We start from the raw sequence: 17,767 nt of genomic DNA, 5'->3' as shown, positions 1-17,767 counted from the left end.
TGAGCGGTGACGCTCGGCAGCGGCGTGCGGCAACCGATGCTGTGGCCTGAGCCGTTCGGGGCATGAAGGACCGAATCGGTTCGAGGCGCGGGTTCGCGTTGCACAATGCCGGTCGAAGCGTCGCCGTCACCGAGCATCGAGGAGGGAGGTCGTGGGGTCGGCGTCGGATCGGCGGGTCCCGTGCAGGCATGAGGGCTTGACACCGCACCGAGTTCGCGCATCAGGCCGGATCCGCTGGTCACAGCGCCGTACCTGAGTGGTTACCGCACGCTGTTGCAGGTGTGGGTGACCCACGTTCGCGTTAACTCTGCGTTGTCGCGACCTTCGTTGCCGGCGTCCGAGGTACTTGCCCGATCGGCACCGCTCTACGATCGCGGGCATGGCCGAGTTCATCTACACCATGAAGAAGGTGCGCAAGGCGCACGGGGACAAGGTCATCCTCGATGACGTCACCATCATGTTCTACCCCGGTGCGAAGATCGGCGTGGTCGGCCCGAACGGCGCCGGCAAGTCGAGCGTGCTGAAGATCATGGCCGGCCTGGACACACCGGGCAACGGCGAGGCGTACCTCTCGCCGGGCTACACGGTGGGCATCCTCCAGCAGGAGCCGCCGCTCAACGAGGAGAAGACCGTGCTCGGCAACGTCCAGGAGGGCCTGGGCGAGATCAAGGTGAAGCTCGACCGCTTCAACGAGATCGCCGAGAAGATGGCCGTCGACTACTCCGACGAGCTGATGGAGGAGATGGGCGCGCTCCAGGAGGAGCTCGACCACGCCAACGCGTGGGACCTCGACTCCCAGCTGGAGCAGGCGATGGACGCCCTGCGCTGCCCGCCGCCCGACGCCGACGTCAAGACGCTCTCCGGTGGTGAGCGCCGCCGCGTCGCGCTCTGCAAGCTGCTGCTGAGCAAGCCCGACCTGCTGCTGCTCGACGAGCCCACCAACCACCTGGACGCGGAGAGCGTCCTGTGGCTGGAGCAGCACCTCGCCCAGTACCCGGGTGCGGTCCTGGCCGTCACCCACGACCGGTACTTCCTGGACAACCTGGCCGAGTGGATCCTCGAGCTCGACCGGGGCAAGGCGCACCCGTACGAGGGCAACTACTCCACCTACCTGGAGAAGAAGGCCGAGCGCCTCGCCGTCCAGGGCAAGAAGGACCAGAAGCTCCAAAAGCGGCTCAAGGACGAGCTGGAGTGGGTGCGGTCCGGCGCCAAGGCGCGCCAGGCCAAGTCCAAGGCCCGTCTCGGCCGCTACGAGGAGATGGCCGCGGAGGCCGAGAAGACCCGCAAGCTCGACTTCGAGGAGATCCAGATCCCGCCGGGCCCACGTCTGGGCAACGTCGTGGTCGAGGTCGACAAGCTGAAGAAGGGCTTCGGCGACCGCGTGCTGATCGACGGCCTGTCGTTCAGCCTGCCGCGCAACGGCATCGTCGGCGTGATCGGTCCGAACGGCGTGGGCAAGACGACGCTGTTCAAGACCATCGTCGGGCTGGAGCAGGCCGACGCGGGCTCGGTGAAGATCGGCGAGACGGTCAAGCTGTCCTACGTCGACCAGAACCGCGCCGGCATCGACCCGAAGAAGAACGTGTGGGAGGTCGTCTCCGGCGGCCTGGACTACATCCACGTCGGCAACGTCGAGATGCCGTCGCGGGCGTACGTCAGCGCGTTCGGCTTCAAGGGTCCGGACCAGCAGAAGCCGGCGGGCGTGCTGTCCGGCGGCGAGCGCAACCGGCTCAACCTGGCGCTCACCCTCAAGCAGGGCGGCAACCTGATCCTGCTGGACGAGCCGACGAACGACCTGGACGTGGAGACCCTCGGGTCGCTGGAGAACGCGCTGGAGCAGTTCCCCGGCTGCGCCGTGGTCATCTCGCACGACCGCTGGTTCCTCGACCGCGTCGCCACGCACATCCTGGCGTGGGAGGGCACGGACGAGGACCCGGCCCAGTGGTACTGGTTCGAGGGCAACTTCGAGGGCTACGAGAAGAACAAGGTGGAGCGCCTGGGCGCGGAGGCGGCTCGTCCGCACCGCGTCACCTACCGCAAGCTCACACGGGACTGAGCCGAGGCGAGGACGACATCGTGGCGGCGAGGGGCGAGGCGCAGGCGGACGTCGAGGTGAGCACGCTGGTCGTGCCCGCCTGGCGACTGCGTTGGCGGGCACCGGAGCTCGCTCTGGTGCTGGGCGAGCGCGCGGTGGCGCTCGCCTCCGCCCGCCGCGACGAGGTCGACCGGTTGCGCGCGGAGTCCTTGGTGGTCTTCGCGAGCAACCGGGTGGGCCGGGGCGTCAAGGTCGCCGACCGGGCGCTGGACGCCCTCAAGGCGGCCGAAGCGGAGTCCGAGCACGAGACGGCGTGGCGGCTGCGGGTGGAGCTGGCGGACATCGCCCGCGCGGTGGGCGCACCGCTGACCGGGTTCGCGGCCGTCCGTCCGGTGCTGGAGGCGGAGGGCGTCCCGGACGCCCTGCGCGCTTCGGCGCTGGTGCAGGCGAGCGAGTGCCTGGTGTCCGTGGGGCGCGGTTCGGCGCTGACCCAGGCGCTGGAGGAGGCCGACCAGCTCTACACCTCCGACCCCGTGCTGGACCACGACACCGCGTTGCTCCTGCGCGGCACGCTGCGCGCGTCGGCGGCCGGCCAACACCGCCGCTGGGGCGACCTGGACGCGGCGATCGCGGCGGCCCGAGAAGGCATCGAGCTGCTCGACCAGCTGACCGCCCCCGAGTCCGACAGCGGTCAGGTCCGCGGCGGCCTGATCGTGGAACTCGTCTGCGCCCTGATGGACGCCGACAAACACGCCGAAGCTTCGGAGACCGGGACCCCGTTCCTGGAACAACCGGTGCGCGCACCGTCCGCCACCGCCGCCGGCTGGCTCCGGCTTGCGCTGGCAAGCCGCGTCCACCTGCCCGCCGGCCGAGTCGACCAGTCCCGCGACCTCCTCAGAGAAGCCGCAGACAGCGCCGAACGCCACCAGCTGGACACCCTGCTCGCCGAGAGCCTGCTAGCGCTGGCCCACGTGCACGAGGTCTCCGGCGACCTGACCGAGGCCTTGGCGAACCTCCGCTCCGCACACGCCGCGGAACGCAGGCGAGCAAGGTCCGTCTACGCCGTCCGCGCCCGTTTGGCCGCGGAGTTCTCCGGCGTGCACCGCCAGCCCTCCGGCCTGCACGACCAGCTGGCAGCCCTCCTGCGCGAGGGCACCCCGCTACGCGGCCAGCCGGAAGCAGGCCTCACCCCAGAAGCGAAGCAGCAGCTGCGCCAGTGGCGACCGGTCCAGGTCCACCGCACCGAGGGCCTGCGCGTCAAGCGAGCCCGCAGAGCAGCCGAAGACATGACGGTGGAAGGAATCTCCGCCGCAAGGGCCCACGCAGCAGACCGCTGGCGCCTGGTCCAACCCTTCGGCGCCCCCGCGGCCCCCCAAACCCCCGACTCCGAATCCCCGGAGTCGCAGCCCTCAGCAGCACACCCCCCGGCAGCACACCCGTCGGCAGCACAGTCCCCGGAGCCCCAGCCCCGAGGAGGCCGCCGCCGAGCCCCAGAACCCGCACCCTCCCCAACGCCCCCGGACGTCTCCACCCCGGAGACCACCCAGGGCCGCCCCCGCCCCCGAGGCGGCACCTACCTGGAACAAGCCTTCGCCCACCACGAACGGCCCACCCCACCCCTCTTCCCACCCCTGCCGCCGGCCCTACAACCCCACCCCCCGGCAGCCCCCGCACACCCGGCGGCGTCCCCGCACCCGACCCCGGCTCAACCGCCCGCACCCCAACCGCCGGCCTCCCAACCGACGGCTCCTCAACCGCAGGCTGCTCAAGCACCGGCTCCTCAAACGGCGGCTCCCCACCCTCCGCAGGCAAGCACGCCCACCGAGGCCACCCCCCAGTTCCCGGCCCCCGAACCACCGCCGGCAGTAGCACCCCCTTTCCCGGGAACCTCCTTCCCGGCAACCCCTTTCGCCTCAACCCCGATCACGTCCGCCTCCTTCACCGAAGCCGACCCCCTGTTCCCACCCTCGCCAGCGCAGCCCCTGTCGACGCCGCCCGCACCACAGGCTGAGGCCCCACTGGTCCCGCAGGTCGAGATCCCGCAGGTGGACGTCCCGCCGACTCTGCAAGCCCCAGCGGTCCAGCAACCTCCGGCGACCCCGCACACCCCGGCGACTCCGCAAGCACCACCGGCCGCGCCGACTCCTTCGGCGGCCCCACCGGTTTCGCTGACCCCGCCGACTCCGCTGACTTCGGCGCAGCACATGTCGCCGGTTTCGCAGCCTGCCCAGCCGACGCCTCCTGCCGCCCTGCCGATGTCGCCAGCGCTAGCCCCGCCGATGTCGCCAACACCGCCGATGTCGCCAGTCCAGTCGGTGTCGTCAGCGCCGTCAGAGCCGGTGATGCCGTCAGCGCTGTCGACGCCATCGGTGCCAGGGATGTCGTCTGTGCCGGTGACCCCGTCGATGTCGTCTGGGGCGGATGTCGTGTCGGGTGCGCAGGTGTCGCAGTCGGGCGAGGAGCAGGCTGGTGCTGGTGCCGCGCGGGCTGAGGCTGGTGCTGGGGATGGTGCTGGTGCGGCTGCCGGTTCGGCTGATGCGGGTGCTGGGTCGGGGGAGCGGACTGTTTCGGCTGCTGGGCTTATTGCTGCTGCTGGTGCGGTGCGCAGTGGGCGGCGGAGGGCGGCTCGGGAGGCTGCTGAAGGGGAAGGGCAGGGGGAGCAGCAGGCCGTCGTTCCGCAGGGGTCGGATGGCGGAAGTGTGTTGGAGACGTTGAAGGCTGCCGGGTTGTTGGACTCCCAGCGTGCCGGCGGTCGGAGGCGTGCGCCTGAGGCGGAGGAGTCGGCCGGACCTTCCGAGAACGACGACGTGCAGTGGCGTGTCGAGGCACCCAAGCGGTTGCGCGAGGGGAGTGGTGGGGACGTCGACATGTTCGACTCGCCCGCGATGGTCAAGCCCTCCGAACGTGACGAAGACCTCCCGCCGCTCGGGCTCGGGGCCGCCTTCATCAAGGGGCCGGTCATCCCGACGGCCAGGGTGCCGGAATCGCTGCCCGAGCCGACCCATCTGCCCGAGCCGCCCCAATTCCCCGAGCCGACCCATCTGCCCGAGTCGGCCCGTCTGCCCGAATCGGCCCAGTTCCCCGAGCCGACCCAACTGTCCGTGCCGCCCCAGTTCCCCGAGCCGACCCAACTGTCCGTGCCGCCCCAGTTCCCCGAGCCGACCCACTCGCCCGAGCCGACCCAGTCGACGGAGCCGTCCCAGTTCCCCGAGCTGCCTCAGCTGCCCGAGCTGCCGGGGAGCGGTGCGCCCTCCGGGTTCCTCGGGTTCGGTGATGTCGAGCGGGATGACCCGGCCCCTGTCACGCCACCGCCGGTCCCTCCGCCGGTCCCTCAGACGGCCCCTGAGACAGTGCCGGTCGTTGAGTCGTCGCAGGCTGTCGAACCGGTGTCGGTGGAGGCTCCTGCCGTGGAGGTGGGTGGGGAGTCGGTCGGGTCGGAAACTATCGGGTCTGAAACGGTCGTTTCGGAGACGATCGGTTCTGATGTGATCGGTTCTGGGGTGGATGCCGGTGAGGAACCGGTGGGGGAGCCGTTCGTGCGGACCGTGGTTGTCGGGGGGCGGACGGTGGATCTCACTGACGGCTCGCCCAGTGCGACTCGGGCCTCGCGGCGGCCGAAGAGTGATCTCAGCTTGGCCGAGTTGCTCGCCGAGGCCCTGGTCGCCTACGAAGCCGGTCGGCGGGAGGACGAGGCTGCCCAAACGCAGCAGCGCCAAGAGGGTCAGGGGTACCGGCAGGAGTACCTGGGCACCTACGCGGTCGAGGCGGACAGTGCCGAGAGCACCGTCCCGATCACGCCGGTCGGCACCCCGGTCGCCGCGCCTGCCGCCAACCCGGTCAGCACCTCGGTCACCACGTCGGTCGGCACCTCGGTCGGCACCTCGGGCGGCGCGTCGGCGGTGCCGCCGGCGAGCGACGCCGAGACCACGACACCCATCGAACGGGTGGTCCTGGAACCGCGCTGGACCCTGCCCGAAAGCTGACGAAAAGGAATTGAGGTTTAATTGAGGTTTCCCACGGGTAACATAACCGGGGACACCAAAAATAGTCCGCGCCGACCCGATTTTCCACTTGACGGCAAGTGGCTCGATTCAGTGTCCAGGGTTGCTCCGACAGGGGCGAGCGCGTCTGGTTAAGTGGTGCGCGGACCCGGCACACAGAGGTGCCGGATAGCGTGGAGTCGCCTGAACATGACCTCGACTGGAGTCCCGTCCCGATCGGACCTCCCCACTCGCCACGACGCCGGTGCCGGCCGCACCCAGGCCAGTCCCGAACAAGCGCGTGACGAATTGATCGAACGGGCCGCCGCCGGCGCCCCCGAACTCGCCGACCTGATCCGCCTGTACTACCGCCACGTGCCCGCCGAGGAAGTCAACGACGACGACCCGGTGGACCTGGTCGGCGCGGTGCGCTCGAACTACCAGCTCGCCGAGACCCGCGTGCCGGGTCGCCCGGTGGTGCGCATCCTCAACCCCACCCGCGCGCACGACGGGTGGACGTGTCCCGCGACCGTCGTGCAGGTGGTCACCGACGACATGCCCTACCTGGTCGACTCGGTGGCCTCCGAGCTGACCCGCGGCGGCGTGCAGGTGCAGCGGGTGGTCCACCCGATCGTGGTGGTGCGCCGCGACCCGGTGACCGGCGTGCTGCACGAGGTCATGCCGACCGCCGACCCGGCCGACCCGCCGGCCGACGCGATGGCCGAGTCGTGGATGAACATCGAGGTCGACCTGCTCACCGACCCGGACCGGGCGCGTGAGCTGGAGACCAAGCTGCACACCGTCCTCAACGACGTCCGCGAGGTCGTCGAGGACACCAAGAAGATGACCGACACGGCCCTCCAGCTCGCCGACCAGCTCCAGTCGAGCCCGCCGCCGCTGAACCGCGAGGAGGTCGACGACGGCGCCCGCCTGCTGCGCTGGCTCGCCGCCGACCACTTCACCTTCCTGGGCTACCGCCAGTACGAGCTGGTCCGCGACGACCCGGCGACCGGCGGCGACCCCGCCCTGCGCGCGGTCCTGGCCAGCGGCCTGGGTGTGCTCAGACAGGACAGCCTCGCGGCGCGCAGCCTCACCGCGGGTCCCGACGCGGGCGCCCAGGCGCTGTCGCCCGAGCTGTTGGTGCTGACCCAGGCGAGCGCCCAGTCGAGTGTCCACCGGTCGGTCTACCCGTACTACGTCGGTGTGAAGACCTTCGACGCGGACGGCAACGTCAACGGCGAGCACCGGTTCCTCGGCGTCTTCTCCACGACCGCCCTGCACGAGGACGTCCTGGACATCCCGGCCATCGAGCGCCGGGTCCGCGACGTGATCCACCGCGCCGGCTTCCCGCTGCACTCCTACTCGGGCCAGCGGATGCTGGAGGTGATCCAGAACTACCCGCGCACCGAGCTGTTCTCGGTCGACACGGACACGCTCTACCAGACCGTCACCGGCGTCATCGCGCTCGCCGAACGCCGCCGCCTGCGGCTGTTCCTGCGCCGCGACCCGTACGGCCGCTTCTACTCGTGCCTGGTCTACCTGCCGCGCGACCGCTACACCACGACCTCCCGCCTGGCCATGCAGGAGGTCCTGATCGCCGAGCTGGGCGGCGTCAACCTGGAGTACAGCGCCCGCGTCGGCGAGTCCGCCCTGGCCCGCGTGCACTTCATGGTGCACACCGACCCCAACCGCCAGGTCGAGCCGGACACCGGCTACATCCAGAACCTGCTGGCCGAGGCGGTCCGCTCGTGGGACGACCGCATGGTCGAGGCGGTCCTGGAGGCGCAGGGCGACGGCTTGGGCGCGGAGTCGGCCTCCGAGCAGGGCCTGCGGATCGCCGCCGCGTTCCCCGAGGCCTACAAGGAGGACTTCACCGCCGCCGAGGGCCTGGAGGACTTCCGGCGCATCGAGGCGCTGGGCCGCGGCGACCTGGACATGCAGTTCTACGTGCCGCGCGACGCGGAGCCGGGTGAGCGGCGGTTCAAGCTGTTCCTGGCCGGCGCCCGGATCACGCTGTCGGACGTGCTGCCGATGCTCCAGCGCATGGGCGTGGTGGTGGCCGACGAGCGCCCGTACGAGCTGGTCCGCGAGGACGGCACCGAGTGCTGGATCTACGACTTCGGCCTGCGCATCGACCAGGTGACCCTCGACCGGCTGTCCCAGGACGACCTGGAGTCGGTCCGCACCCGCTTCCAGGACGCGTTCGCCGCCGCCTGGCGCAACGAGGCCGAGGTCGACGGCTTCAACACCCTCGTGCTCAAGGGCGGCCTGACCTGGCAGCAGGCCGCGATGCTGCGCGCCTACGCCAAGTACCTGCGCCAGGCGGGCATCGCCTACAGCCAGGACTACATCGAGGACGCCGTCCTGGGCCACACCGAGGTCGCCACGGCCCTGGTGCGGCTGTTCGAGGCCCGCTTCGACCCGAACCTGGACGAGGCGCACCGCGCGTCCCGCACGGAGTCCCTGGTCGCCGACATCACGGCGATGATCGACGACGTGACCAGCCTGGACGCCGACCGCATCCTGCGCAGCCTGCTCACCCTCATCCAGGCGACCCTGCGCACCAACTACTTCGTGCGCGACGCCGACGGCAACCCCCGCCCGTACCTGGCGGTCAAGCTCGACCCGCGCGCGATCCCGGACCTGCCGCAGCCCCGGCCCCGGTTCGAGATCTTCGTGTACTCCCCGCGCATCGAGGGCGTGCACCTGCGGTTCGGCCCGGTCGCGCGCGGCGGGTTGCGCTGGTCCGACCGGCGCGAGGACTTCCGCACCGAGATCCTGGGCCTGGTCAAGGCGCAGGCGGTGAAGAACGCCGTGATCGTGCCGGTCGGCGCGAAGGGCGGGTTCGTGGTCAAGCGCCCGCCGGTCCCGACCGGCGACCCGGGCCTGGACCGCGAGGCGTTCCTGGCCGAGGGCGTCGCGTGCTACCGCATGTTCATCTCCGGCCTGCTGGACCTGACCGACAACCTCAGCTCCGGCAAGGTCATCCCGGCGCCGCAGGTGGTCCGGCACGACGGCGACGACACCTACCTGGTGGTCGCGGCGGACAAGGGCACGGCGTCGTTCTCCGACATCGCCAACGAGGTGTCCCAGTCCTACGGCTTCTGGCTGGGCGACGCGTTCGCCTCCGGTGGCTCGGTCGGCTACGACCACAAGGCGATGGGCATCACCGCCAAGGGCGCGTGGGAGAGCGTGAAGCGGCACTTCCGCGAGCTCGGCGTGAACACGCAGGCCCAGGACTTCACCGTGGTCGGCGTCGGCGACATGTCCGGTGACGTGTTCGGCAACGGCATGCTGCTGTCCGAGCACATCCGCCTGGTGGCCGCGTTCGACCACCGGCACATCTTCATCGACCCGAACCCCGGCGCGGCGACCAGCTACGTCGAGCGCAAGCGGCTGTTCACCCTCCCGCGCTCGTCGTGGGACGACTACGACCGCTCGCTGATCAGCCCCGGCGGCGGGGTGTGGCCGCGCACGGCGAAGTCCATCCCGGTCAGCGAGCAGGCGCGTGAGGCGCTGGGCCTGCCCGAGGGCGTGGTCAAGTTGTCGCCGCAGGAGCTGATGAAGGCGATCCTGCTGGCCCCGGTGGACCTGCTGTGGAACGGCGGCATCGGCACCTACGTCAAGGCGGCCACCGAGTCGCACGCCGAGGTCGGCGACAAGGCCAACGACGCCATCCGCGTCAACGGCTCCGACCTGCGGGTGAAGGTCGTCGGCGAGGGCGGCAACCTGGGCCTGACCCAGCGCGGGCGCATCGAGTTCGCGCGCGCCGGCGGCAAGGTCAACACCGACGCCCTGGACAACTCGGCCGGTGTCGACTGCTCCGACCACGAGGTCAACATCAAGATCCTGCTCGACGAACTGGTCCGCGAGGGCCGGCTCGACCAGCAGCAGCGCAACGAGCTGCTCGGCCAGATGACCGACGAGGTCGGCGAGCTGGTGCTGGCCGACAACTACTCGCAGAACCAGGTCCTGGGCGTGTCCCGGGCGCACGCGGCGCCGATGCTGTCGGTGCACGCCCGCCTGGTGGCCGACCTGGAGCAGCGCGGCCACCTGGACCGGGCGCTGGAGGCCCTGCCGAGCACCGCGGAGTTCAAGGCGCTGGAGAAGGCCGAGGCCGGCCTGACCTCGCCCGAGCTGGCCACCCTGCTGGCGCACGTCAAGCTCGCGCTCAAGGAGGAGGTGCTGGCCAGCGACCTGCCGACGATCGACGTGATCGCCCGCAGGCTGCCCGACTACTTCCCCAGCGAGCTGCGCGAGCGCTTCGCGGACGCCATCGGCAGCCACCCGCTGGCCCGCGAGATCATCACGACGGTGCTGGTCAACGAGGTCGTGGACGGCGGCGGCGTGTCCTACGCGTTCCGCCTGGCCGAGGAGATCAGCGCGTCCGCGACCGACGCCGTGCGCGCCTACACGGTCGTCACGGCGATCTACGACCTGCCGTCGCTGTGGCGGGACATCCGGGCGCTGGACACCAAGATCGACACCGACGTCCAGGACGACATGGTCCTGGAGAGCCGCCGCCTGCTCGACCGCGCGTCGAGGTGGCTGCTGACCAACCGCCCGCAGCCGCTGGCGGTCGGCTCGACCATCGCCCGGTTCGCCGGCGTGGTGGGCGAGCTGGCCCCGAGGACCCTGGACATGCTCCAGGGCCGCGAGAAGGAGTCCGTGCTCGCGCACGTCGAGCGCCTGACGGGCGCCGGCGTGCCGGAGGAGCTGGCCCGCCGGGTCGCGGTGCTGCTGTTCACCTACGGCCTGCTGGACGTGACCGAGGTGGCGGAACTGGCCGAACGCGAGGGCGAGGGCCACGGCGTCGGCACGGAGCGCTCGCACCCGGAGACCGCGGAGCTGTACTTCGCGCTGTCCGAGCACCTGGACGTGGACCGGATGCTCAGCTCGGTGAGCGGCCTGGAACGCGGCAACCGCTGGCACGCCCTGGCCCGCCTGGCCCTGCGGGACGACTTCTACTCGTCGCTGCGGTCGATCACCATCGACGTGCTGCGCTCCAGCGAGCCGGGCGACTCGCCCGCGGAGAAGATCGCCACCTGGGAACAGGCCAACGCCTCAAGGCTGGCCCGCGCCCGCGCGGCCCTGGAGGAGATCAACCGGGCGAGCCGCCTGGACCTGGCCACCCTCTCGGTGGCCGCCCGCCAGGTCCGCAGCATGATCCGCTAACACCGGTCGAGGGCCGGGGTTCCGCGCAGGAGCCCCGGCCCTCTAACCCCGCTACGGACGCCAGGTGTCGTTCAGCGATGCCGGTGCGGTGGCGGTGCGGTTGGCGCCGCTTTCCCAGGTCACCGCGCCCGACGAGTCCTTGCGGATGTACTTGTACTGGAACGTCGTTCCGGCCGGCAGGGACACCGAACCCCGCCACACCGGGTAGGTCGCGGATGACAGCGCCACCGCGTTCGCGGGGTTCCAGGCTCCCAACGCGGCATGGTCGCCGACCACGAAGATGTTCTGGCCCAACGACGTCGTGGCGTTCACCGCGAACGTCGTGCTCGACACCGACGACGTCGCGCCCACGTGCAGGGCCAGGGCCTCGCCCGCGCCGACGGTGGCCGTGAAGCGACCGGAGGAGTCCACGGTCACCGGGGTGCAGCCGGACCGCTGCACGTCGCAGTACGTGCCGGCGGGCAGGGAGGTCTGGAAGGTTCGCGTCAGCGCCGAGGTCTCCCGGTTCACCACCACGAAACCGCGCGACCCGCGCCCGAACGCGATGGCGTCGCCGCCGTTGTCCCACCAGTTCACCACCGACGTCCCGGCCACGGTGTTGCGGAACTTCACCATGCCCGCGATCTGCGTCCACCGGTGCTGGCACTTCCACCCGACGTAGCACGCCGACCCACCGGGCGGACCGGCGTCGTGGTCGGTGAACTCGTAGCCCGAGTACACGTTCGGCGCACCGTACGGCCAGGCAAGCATGAACACGTTCGCCAGCGTGTAGGTCGACCCGTCCTTGTACGTCAGCGTCGACCCGTTGCGCTCGGTGTCCCAGTTGTCCACGAACGACCGCGCCTGCCCCGACGGCAGGTACCCCCACGACTGCCCGAAGTTGCTCAGGTAGGCCAGGTTCTCGTTCTGGAAGACCCGCTTGAGGTCGTAGGCGTACCGGAACTCGTCCACGTCACCCGACCCGGTGTACTCCCCGGGCTGCACGGCCTCGCCGGCCCCGTAGATCACCTCGTGCACCCAGAAGATCGACGGGTTGGTCAGCTTGGCCTTGATCGCGGACAGGTCGGCCGCCGCGATGTGCTTGGCCGCGTCCACCCGGAACCCGTCCACGCCCATCGCGATCAGCCGGTTCAGGTAGGCGGCGATGGTGTTGCGGACGTACTCGCTGCCGGTGTTCAGGTCCGACAGCCCGACCAGTTCGCAGTTCTGGACGTTGTCGCGGTTGCGGTAGTCGGAGATGTGCGACCGGCAGGAGTGGAAGTCCCAGTCGCTGTAGTAGCCGGGGTAGTTGTACTTGCCGTACGACGACCCGCCCGTCCCGACACCCGACCCGGCGCTCATGTGGTTGATCACCGCGTCCGCGATGACCTTGACGCCGGCCGCGTGGCAGGTGTTCACCATGTTCCGGAACGCGGTCTCGTCGCCGAGCCGCCCGGCGATCCGGTAGCTGACCGGCTGGTAGGAGGTCCACCACTGGCCGCCCTGGATGTGCTCGGTGGCGGGGGAGACCTCCACGTACCCGTACCCCGCGGGTCCGAGCGTGGACGTGCACTCGGCCGCCACCCGGTCGAACGGCCACTGGAACAGGGTCGCCGTCACGTCCTTCGGACCAGGCGGCGTTGCAAAAGTTTGCGGAACGACCAGCACGCTCAACAGCAGTGCCGCGCACAGCAGGAAGGCGCGTTTGACTGAGGAAACCACGATGTCTCCTTCGGCAGGGATGTGCTCTAGGTCATACCACCTGCCGGACTTGCTGAAAACACTTGCAAAGTATTTCATCGGTCCCGCCACTCCCGGAGGAAGGACGGAACCCATGAGCCAGGACTGGTGGCGCGAGGCCGTGATCTACCAGGTCTACGTGCGCAGCTTCGCCGACTCGAACGGCGACGGCGTCGGCGACCTGCCCGGCATCCGCTCCCGCCTCCCGTACCTCGCCGACCTGGGCGTGGACGCGGTGTGGATCACGCCGTTCTACTCGTCGCCGCAGGCCGACGGCGGGTACGACGTCGCCGACTACCGGGCGGTGGACCCGCTGTTCGGCGACCTCGACGACGCTCGAAAGCTCATCGAGGACGCCCACGACCTGGGCATCCGCATCATCGTGGACCTCGTCCCGAACCACACCAGCGACCAGCACGCGTGGTTCCGGCAGGCCCTCGCCGCCGCCCCCGGCTCCCCGGAGCGCGCCCGCTACCACTTCCGCGACGGCAAGGGCGATGGCGACCTGCCGCCCAACGACTGGGAGTCGATCTTCGGCGGCCCGGCCTGGACGCAGGTGCCGGACGGCCAGTGGTACCTGCACCTGTTCGCCCCCGAGCAGCCCGACCTGAACTGGGAGCGCCCGGAGGTCCGCGAGGAGTTCCTGGACGTCCTGCGCTTCTGGCTGGACCTGGGCGTGGACGGCTTCCGCATCGACGTGGCGCACGGCATGGTCAAGGCCGACGGCCTGCCCGACGTGGGCCGCACCGAGCAGCTCAAGCTGCTGGGCACCGAGGCGCTGCCGTTCTTCGACCAGGACGGCGTGCACGAGATCTACCGCGACTGGCGCAAGGTCCTCGACTCCTACCCGGGCGTCCGCGTCGGCGTCGCCGAGGCGTGGACCCCGAGCCCCGAGCGCACCGCCCGCTACCTGCGCGCGGACGAGCTGCACCAGGCGTTCAACTTCCACTACCTGACCGCCGAGTGGGACGCGACCGCCCTCAAGACCGTCATCGACGACTCGCTGGCCGCGATGGTCCCGGTCGGCGCGCCGACCACGTGGGTGCTGTCCAACCACGACGTGCAGCGCCACGTCACCCGCTACGGCAGCCTGGCCCGCGCCCGCGCCGCCGCGCTGCTCATGCTGGCCCTGCCCGGCTCGGCCTACGTCTACCAGGGCGAGGAACTGGGCCTGCCCGAGGTGCTGGACCTGCCCGAGGAGGTCCTCCAGGACCCGGTGTGGGAGCGCTCGGGCCACACCGACCGGGGCCGCGACGGCTGCCGCGTGCCGATCCCGTGGACCCAGGACGGTCCCTCCCACGGCTTCGGCGACGGGGGTTCGTGGCTCCCGCAGCCCGACACCTGGGGTTCGCTGAGCGTCGCCGCCCAGCAGGAGGACCGGTCCTCGACCCTCCACCTCTACCGCGACGCCCTGCGCATCCGCCGCGCCCACCCCGCGCTCGGCCGGGGCCGCGAGGTCGAGTGGCTGGAGACGGACGCCGATGTCCTGGCGTTCCGCCGCCGGGACTTCACGTGCGTGGTGAACCTGGGCACCGAGGACGTCCGCGTCCCGTTCGACGGCGAGGTCCTGCTCGCCTCGGGCGACCACACCGTGGACGGCACCGAGCTGGTGGTGCCGTCTGACACGACGGTGTGGTGGCACCGCCCGTAGAGTCACCCGGTGTGACAGCGCGGCTCAGTGACATCGCGACCCAGGCAGGCGTGAGCGAGGCGACGGTCAGCCGGGTGGTCAACGGCAAGCCGGGCGTCTCGGCCGCCACCCGCCAGGCGGTCGTCGCCGCGATGGACGTGCTCGGCTACGAGCGCCCACCCCGCCTCCGGCAGCGCAGCGCCGGGTTGATCGGGCTCATCACCCCCGAGCTGAACAACCCGATCTTCCCGGCGTTCGCGCAGGTCATCGAGCAGGTGTTGAGCCGGGACGGCTTCACGCCCGTGCTGTGCACCCAGACACCGGGCGGCTCCACCGAGGACCAGTTGACCGAGCTGCTGGTCGACCGGGGCGTCACCGGCATCGTCTTCGTCTCGGGCCTGCACGCCGACACCACCGCCGACATGGACCGCTACGTCAAGCTCGCCGGCCGGGGCGTGCCGTTCGTGATGGTCAACGGCTACACCGACCGCGTCAAAGCCCCGTTCGTCTCGGTGGACCACCGCGCCGCCGTGCGCCTGGCCGTGTCCCACTTGCGGGACCTGGGCCACGAGCGGGTCGGCCTCGCGGTCGGTCCGTCCCGCTTCGTGCCGGCCCAGCGCATGGTCGAGGCCTTCACGCAGTCGAGCGGTGACCCCGAGTTGGTCGAGCACTCCCTGTTCACCGTGGAGGGCGGCCAGGCGGCGGCCGACGCCCTCTACGACCGCGGCTGCACGGCCGTCGTCTGCGGGAGCGACCTGATGGCCTTCGGCGCGATCCGCGCGGCCCGCCGCCGCGACCTCCAGGTCCCCGGCGACATCTCCGTGGTGGGCTTCGACGACTCCCCGCTCATCGTGTTCGCCGACCCGCCCCTGACGACCATCCGCCAGCCGGTCGAGGCGATGGGCCAAGCCGCCGTCCACGCCCTCCTCGAGGAGATCGGCGGCACGCCCGCCCCGCGCGCCGAGTTCGTCTTCCAACCCGAGCTGGTCGTCCGGGGCTCCACGGGAGCCAGACGGTGACGGGGGCAGGCCGGTGACCGTGCTCGCCCAACGGATGCGTGCCCAACGCCTGTCCCACCGGGCTACCTCGACGGGCGACCTGCTCGATTCGGTCTTGGCCCTGCAAGCCCAAGACGTCAACGCCCTGAGGCTGGCCGCCCGCGCGCGGGGCGTGCACGACCTGACCGGCCCGATCGTCCGCACCTGGGCCATGCGGGGAACCCTGCACCTGTTTTTGTTGGACGATCTCTGGGTTTTGGGGCCACTTTCCACACTCATCGTCCAACAAGGAAAACGTAGGCGCCTCCAACTGGGCCTCACCGACGACCTCTGCGCCCGCGCCCTCCCGGCCCTCCGCGAGGTCCTGACGGAGCCGCTGATACGAGCCGACGTCGTGGCACGCCTGGCCGAGGTCGGCATCGCCCTGGACCCGAAGTCCCAGGCCCCGGCCCACCTGATGGCCTACGCGGCGGCCAACGGCGTGCTGCACCGGACCCTCGACGACGAGTACGCGCTCCTCCCCGAGATCCCGGAACCCGGCACGGTCGAGCAGCTCTGGCGGCGGTACCGGCGTGCGTACGGCCCCGCGACCCCCGCCGACTTCGCGGCGTGGAGCGGCCTGCCCAAGTCCCAGCTCCGCGACCTGCCGGAGCTGCCCGACGACCCGGCGACCCCGACCGGCACCGTCCGGATGCTGGGCCACTTCGACCCGTACCTGTTGGGCTACAAGGACCGCAGCCTCGCCCTGGCCCCCGAACACGTCCCGCTGATCCAGACCGGCGGCGGTTTCCTCACCCCGCACGTCGTGGTCGACGGCAAGGTCGTGGCCACCTGGCGGCGCACCGGCTCCGAGGTCGAGGTCCACGCGTTCGGCACCCGCCCCGACCTCGCGGAGGAGCTCGCCGACCTGGGCCGGTTCCTGGGCACCGACGTGCGCTTAACCTGGGTTCGGGCGTCCGGATAGGGTTTCGTGGATCCGCACGACAGCAGGAGGCGCGTTCAAGTTGGGTGTGTTCGTCACGGGAGTGCGTCCGAGGTGGTCGGACATGGACGCGTACGGCCACGTCAACCACGCCAACACGGTGACCCTGCTGGAGGAGGCCCGGATAGACCTCCTGTTCACCGAGGCCGCGCGGCACGGCGTGCCGGACATGGCCAACGGCGTGGTGGTGGCCCGCCTGGTGGTGGACTACCTGGCGCCGCTGGTGTTCACCGGTGACGAGATCGTGGTGGAGATGTCGGTGCGGGAATTGAAGTCGGCGTCCTTCACGTTGGACTACACAGTGCGCAACGGGCGTCGGGAGGGGAGCCCGGTCGTGGCGACCGCGGAAACCCTGATGGTGCCCTACAACCTCACGGCCGGACGTCCGCGCCGTCTACTAGAAGCCGAACGCGACTTCCTCGCGGGCTGGCGTGCCGGAGGCAACGGTGCCTGAGCTGGTCCTGGCCGATCCGTCCGAACGCGACGACCTGGGCGCCTTCGTGGCGCGAGCGGTCCGCCTGGACGCCCAGTCCGTGGTCCGCCTCCGCAACCGATCCGCGGGTGACCTGCTGGACGCTTGGGTGGCCACCCCCTTCGACACCTTGGCGACCCGCACGGTGTCCGGCCGGGTGACCCCTGGCGACGTGACCGTGTCCGGGACCGACTTGTTGACTGGTTTGGCTGTCGTGCGCAGCGACACCATCGACCCTGGTGCTCCCAAGGACTTGATGTGGCGCTCCGCCCTGCCTCCGGCTGAGGGGTGGCAGCAGGTGGACCGCTTGCCGGGTGCGGTTGTGTCGGAACTGGCCGAGCAGGGGGTGGCGGTGGCTCGCGAGAACACCGGGCCTCATGGGACGCCGCCGGCTTCGTTGCTGGATCAGACGGTGATCACGGTGAGCGGGTCGGGGTTGGACGTGAAGGTGCCGTTGCGGTGCTTGTTCGCGTTGTCGGGGATGGGGTTCTTGGGGGGTGACGATGTGCGGGTGACGGCTACGGACTCGTGGATGCGCATCGACGCCCGTTTTGGTGCGGTGGTTCGGCGACGTCACTCGATGTTGCCGTTGTTGGTCTGACCCTCTCGCCGGGAACACACGCCTTCCGCTGGGCTGGGGCGGTCTTTCGCGCGCGCGTTGGAGGGTCTTTGGCTGCGTGCAGCGGCTTGCTTGTGCCACGCAGCGGCGCTTTTCGCCGCGCTCCGCGCGGCGGTGGTGTCAACCACAAGGGAGGGGCCTCGTGTTCCCCACCGTA

The 17,767-nt window shown here is 70.6% G+C and carries 9 protein-coding genes; 8 read left to right on the top strand and 1 reads right to left on the bottom strand.

What is annotated here, in order from left to right:
• Window positions 1-379: 379 nt before the first annotated feature.
• The 3 genes from ettA to WBN91_RS30315 all read left to right on the top strand — a co-directional run bounded on the left by ettA (window position 380) and on the right by WBN91_RS30315 (window position 11,190).
• A complete protein-coding gene (gene ettA, locus WBN91_RS30325) occupies window positions 380-2,056 on the top strand; it encodes an energy-dependent translational throttle protein EttA (protein ID WP_337727697.1) in 1,677 nt (558 codons plus the stop codon).
• A 20-nt stretch (window positions 2,057-2,076) separates the two neighbouring features.
• Entirely contained in the window at window positions 2,077-6,018 is a 3,942-nt protein-coding gene (locus WBN91_RS30320) for a hypothetical protein (RefSeq protein ID WP_337727696.1), read from the top strand.
• A 207-nt stretch (window positions 6,019-6,225) separates the two neighbouring features.
• On the top strand, window positions 6,226-11,190 hold the full coding sequence (locus WBN91_RS30315; protein ID WP_337727695.1) for an NAD-glutamate dehydrogenase: 4,965 nt from the start codon (window positions 6,226-6,228) through the stop codon (window positions 11,188-11,190).
• A 51-nt stretch (window positions 11,191-11,241) separates the two neighbouring features.
• On the opposite strand, the gene WBN91_RS30310 is transcribed toward WBN91_RS30315, so the two are convergent.
• Complete coding sequence (locus WBN91_RS30310) at window positions 11,242-12,891, bottom strand: carbohydrate-binding module family 20 domain-containing protein (RefSeq protein WP_337727694.1); 1,650 nt, start codon at window positions 12,889-12,891, stop codon at window positions 11,242-11,244.
• Between the two features lie 112 nt (window positions 12,892-13,003).
• On the opposite strand from WBN91_RS30310, the gene WBN91_RS30305 reads away from it, so the two are divergent.
• The 5 genes from WBN91_RS30305 to WBN91_RS30285 are packed head-to-tail and all read left to right on the top strand — an operon-like array spanning window position 13,004 to window position 17,592.
• On the top strand, window positions 13,004-14,560 hold the full coding sequence (locus tag WBN91_RS30305; protein WP_337727693.1) for a glycoside hydrolase family 13 protein: 1,557 nt from the start codon (window positions 13,004-13,006) through the stop codon (window positions 14,558-14,560).
• A gap of 11 nt (window positions 14,561-14,571) precedes the next feature.
• Window positions 14,572-15,558 carry a LacI family DNA-binding transcriptional regulator gene (locus WBN91_RS30300; protein WP_337727691.1) on the top strand — a complete coding sequence of 329 codons (987 nt, stop codon included), beginning with the start codon at window positions 14,572-14,574 and terminating at the stop codon, window positions 15,556-15,558.
• Between the two features lie 13 nt (window positions 15,559-15,571).
• On the top strand, window positions 15,572-16,501 hold the full coding sequence (locus tag WBN91_RS30295; RefSeq protein WP_337727690.1) for a DNA glycosylase AlkZ-like family protein: 930 nt from the start codon (window positions 15,572-15,574) through the stop codon (window positions 16,499-16,501).
• A 40-nt stretch (window positions 16,502-16,541) separates the two neighbouring features.
• Window positions 16,542-16,973, top strand: a complete 432-nt coding sequence (locus tag WBN91_RS30290; RefSeq protein ID WP_337727689.1) for an acyl-CoA thioesterase — start codon at window positions 16,542-16,544, stop codon at window positions 16,971-16,973.
• Window positions 16,966-17,592: a hypothetical protein gene (locus WBN91_RS30285; protein WP_337727688.1), complete on the top strand. Its 627-nt coding sequence runs from the start codon at window positions 16,966-16,968 to the stop codon at window positions 17,590-17,592. The genes WBN91_RS30290 and WBN91_RS30285 overlap by 8 nt, the downstream gene beginning before the upstream one ends.
• The last annotated feature ends 175 nt before the right edge of the window (window positions 17,593-17,767 follow it).

It is taken from the genome of Saccharothrix sp. CCNWYY140 (genome assembly GCF_037401995.1).
Classification (GTDB): domain Bacteria; phylum Actinomycetota; class Actinomycetes; order Mycobacteriales; family Pseudonocardiaceae; genus Actinosynnema.
This window is presented reverse-complemented; position numbering and strand designations above follow the sequence as displayed.

Excerpts from the sequence above, each read along its gene's own strand:
- WBN91_RS30315 (WP_337727695.1), top strand. The coding sequence starts at position 6,226 with ATGACCTCGACTGGAGTCCCGTCCCGATCGGACCTCCCCACTCGCCAC.
- WBN91_RS30305 (WP_337727693.1), top strand. The coding sequence starts at position 13,004 with ATGAGCCAGGACTGGTGGCGCGAGGCCGTGATCTACCAGGTCTACGTG.
- ettA (WP_337727697.1), top strand. The coding sequence starts at position 380 with ATGGCCGAGTTCATCTACACCATGAAGAAGGTGCGCAAGGCGCACGGG.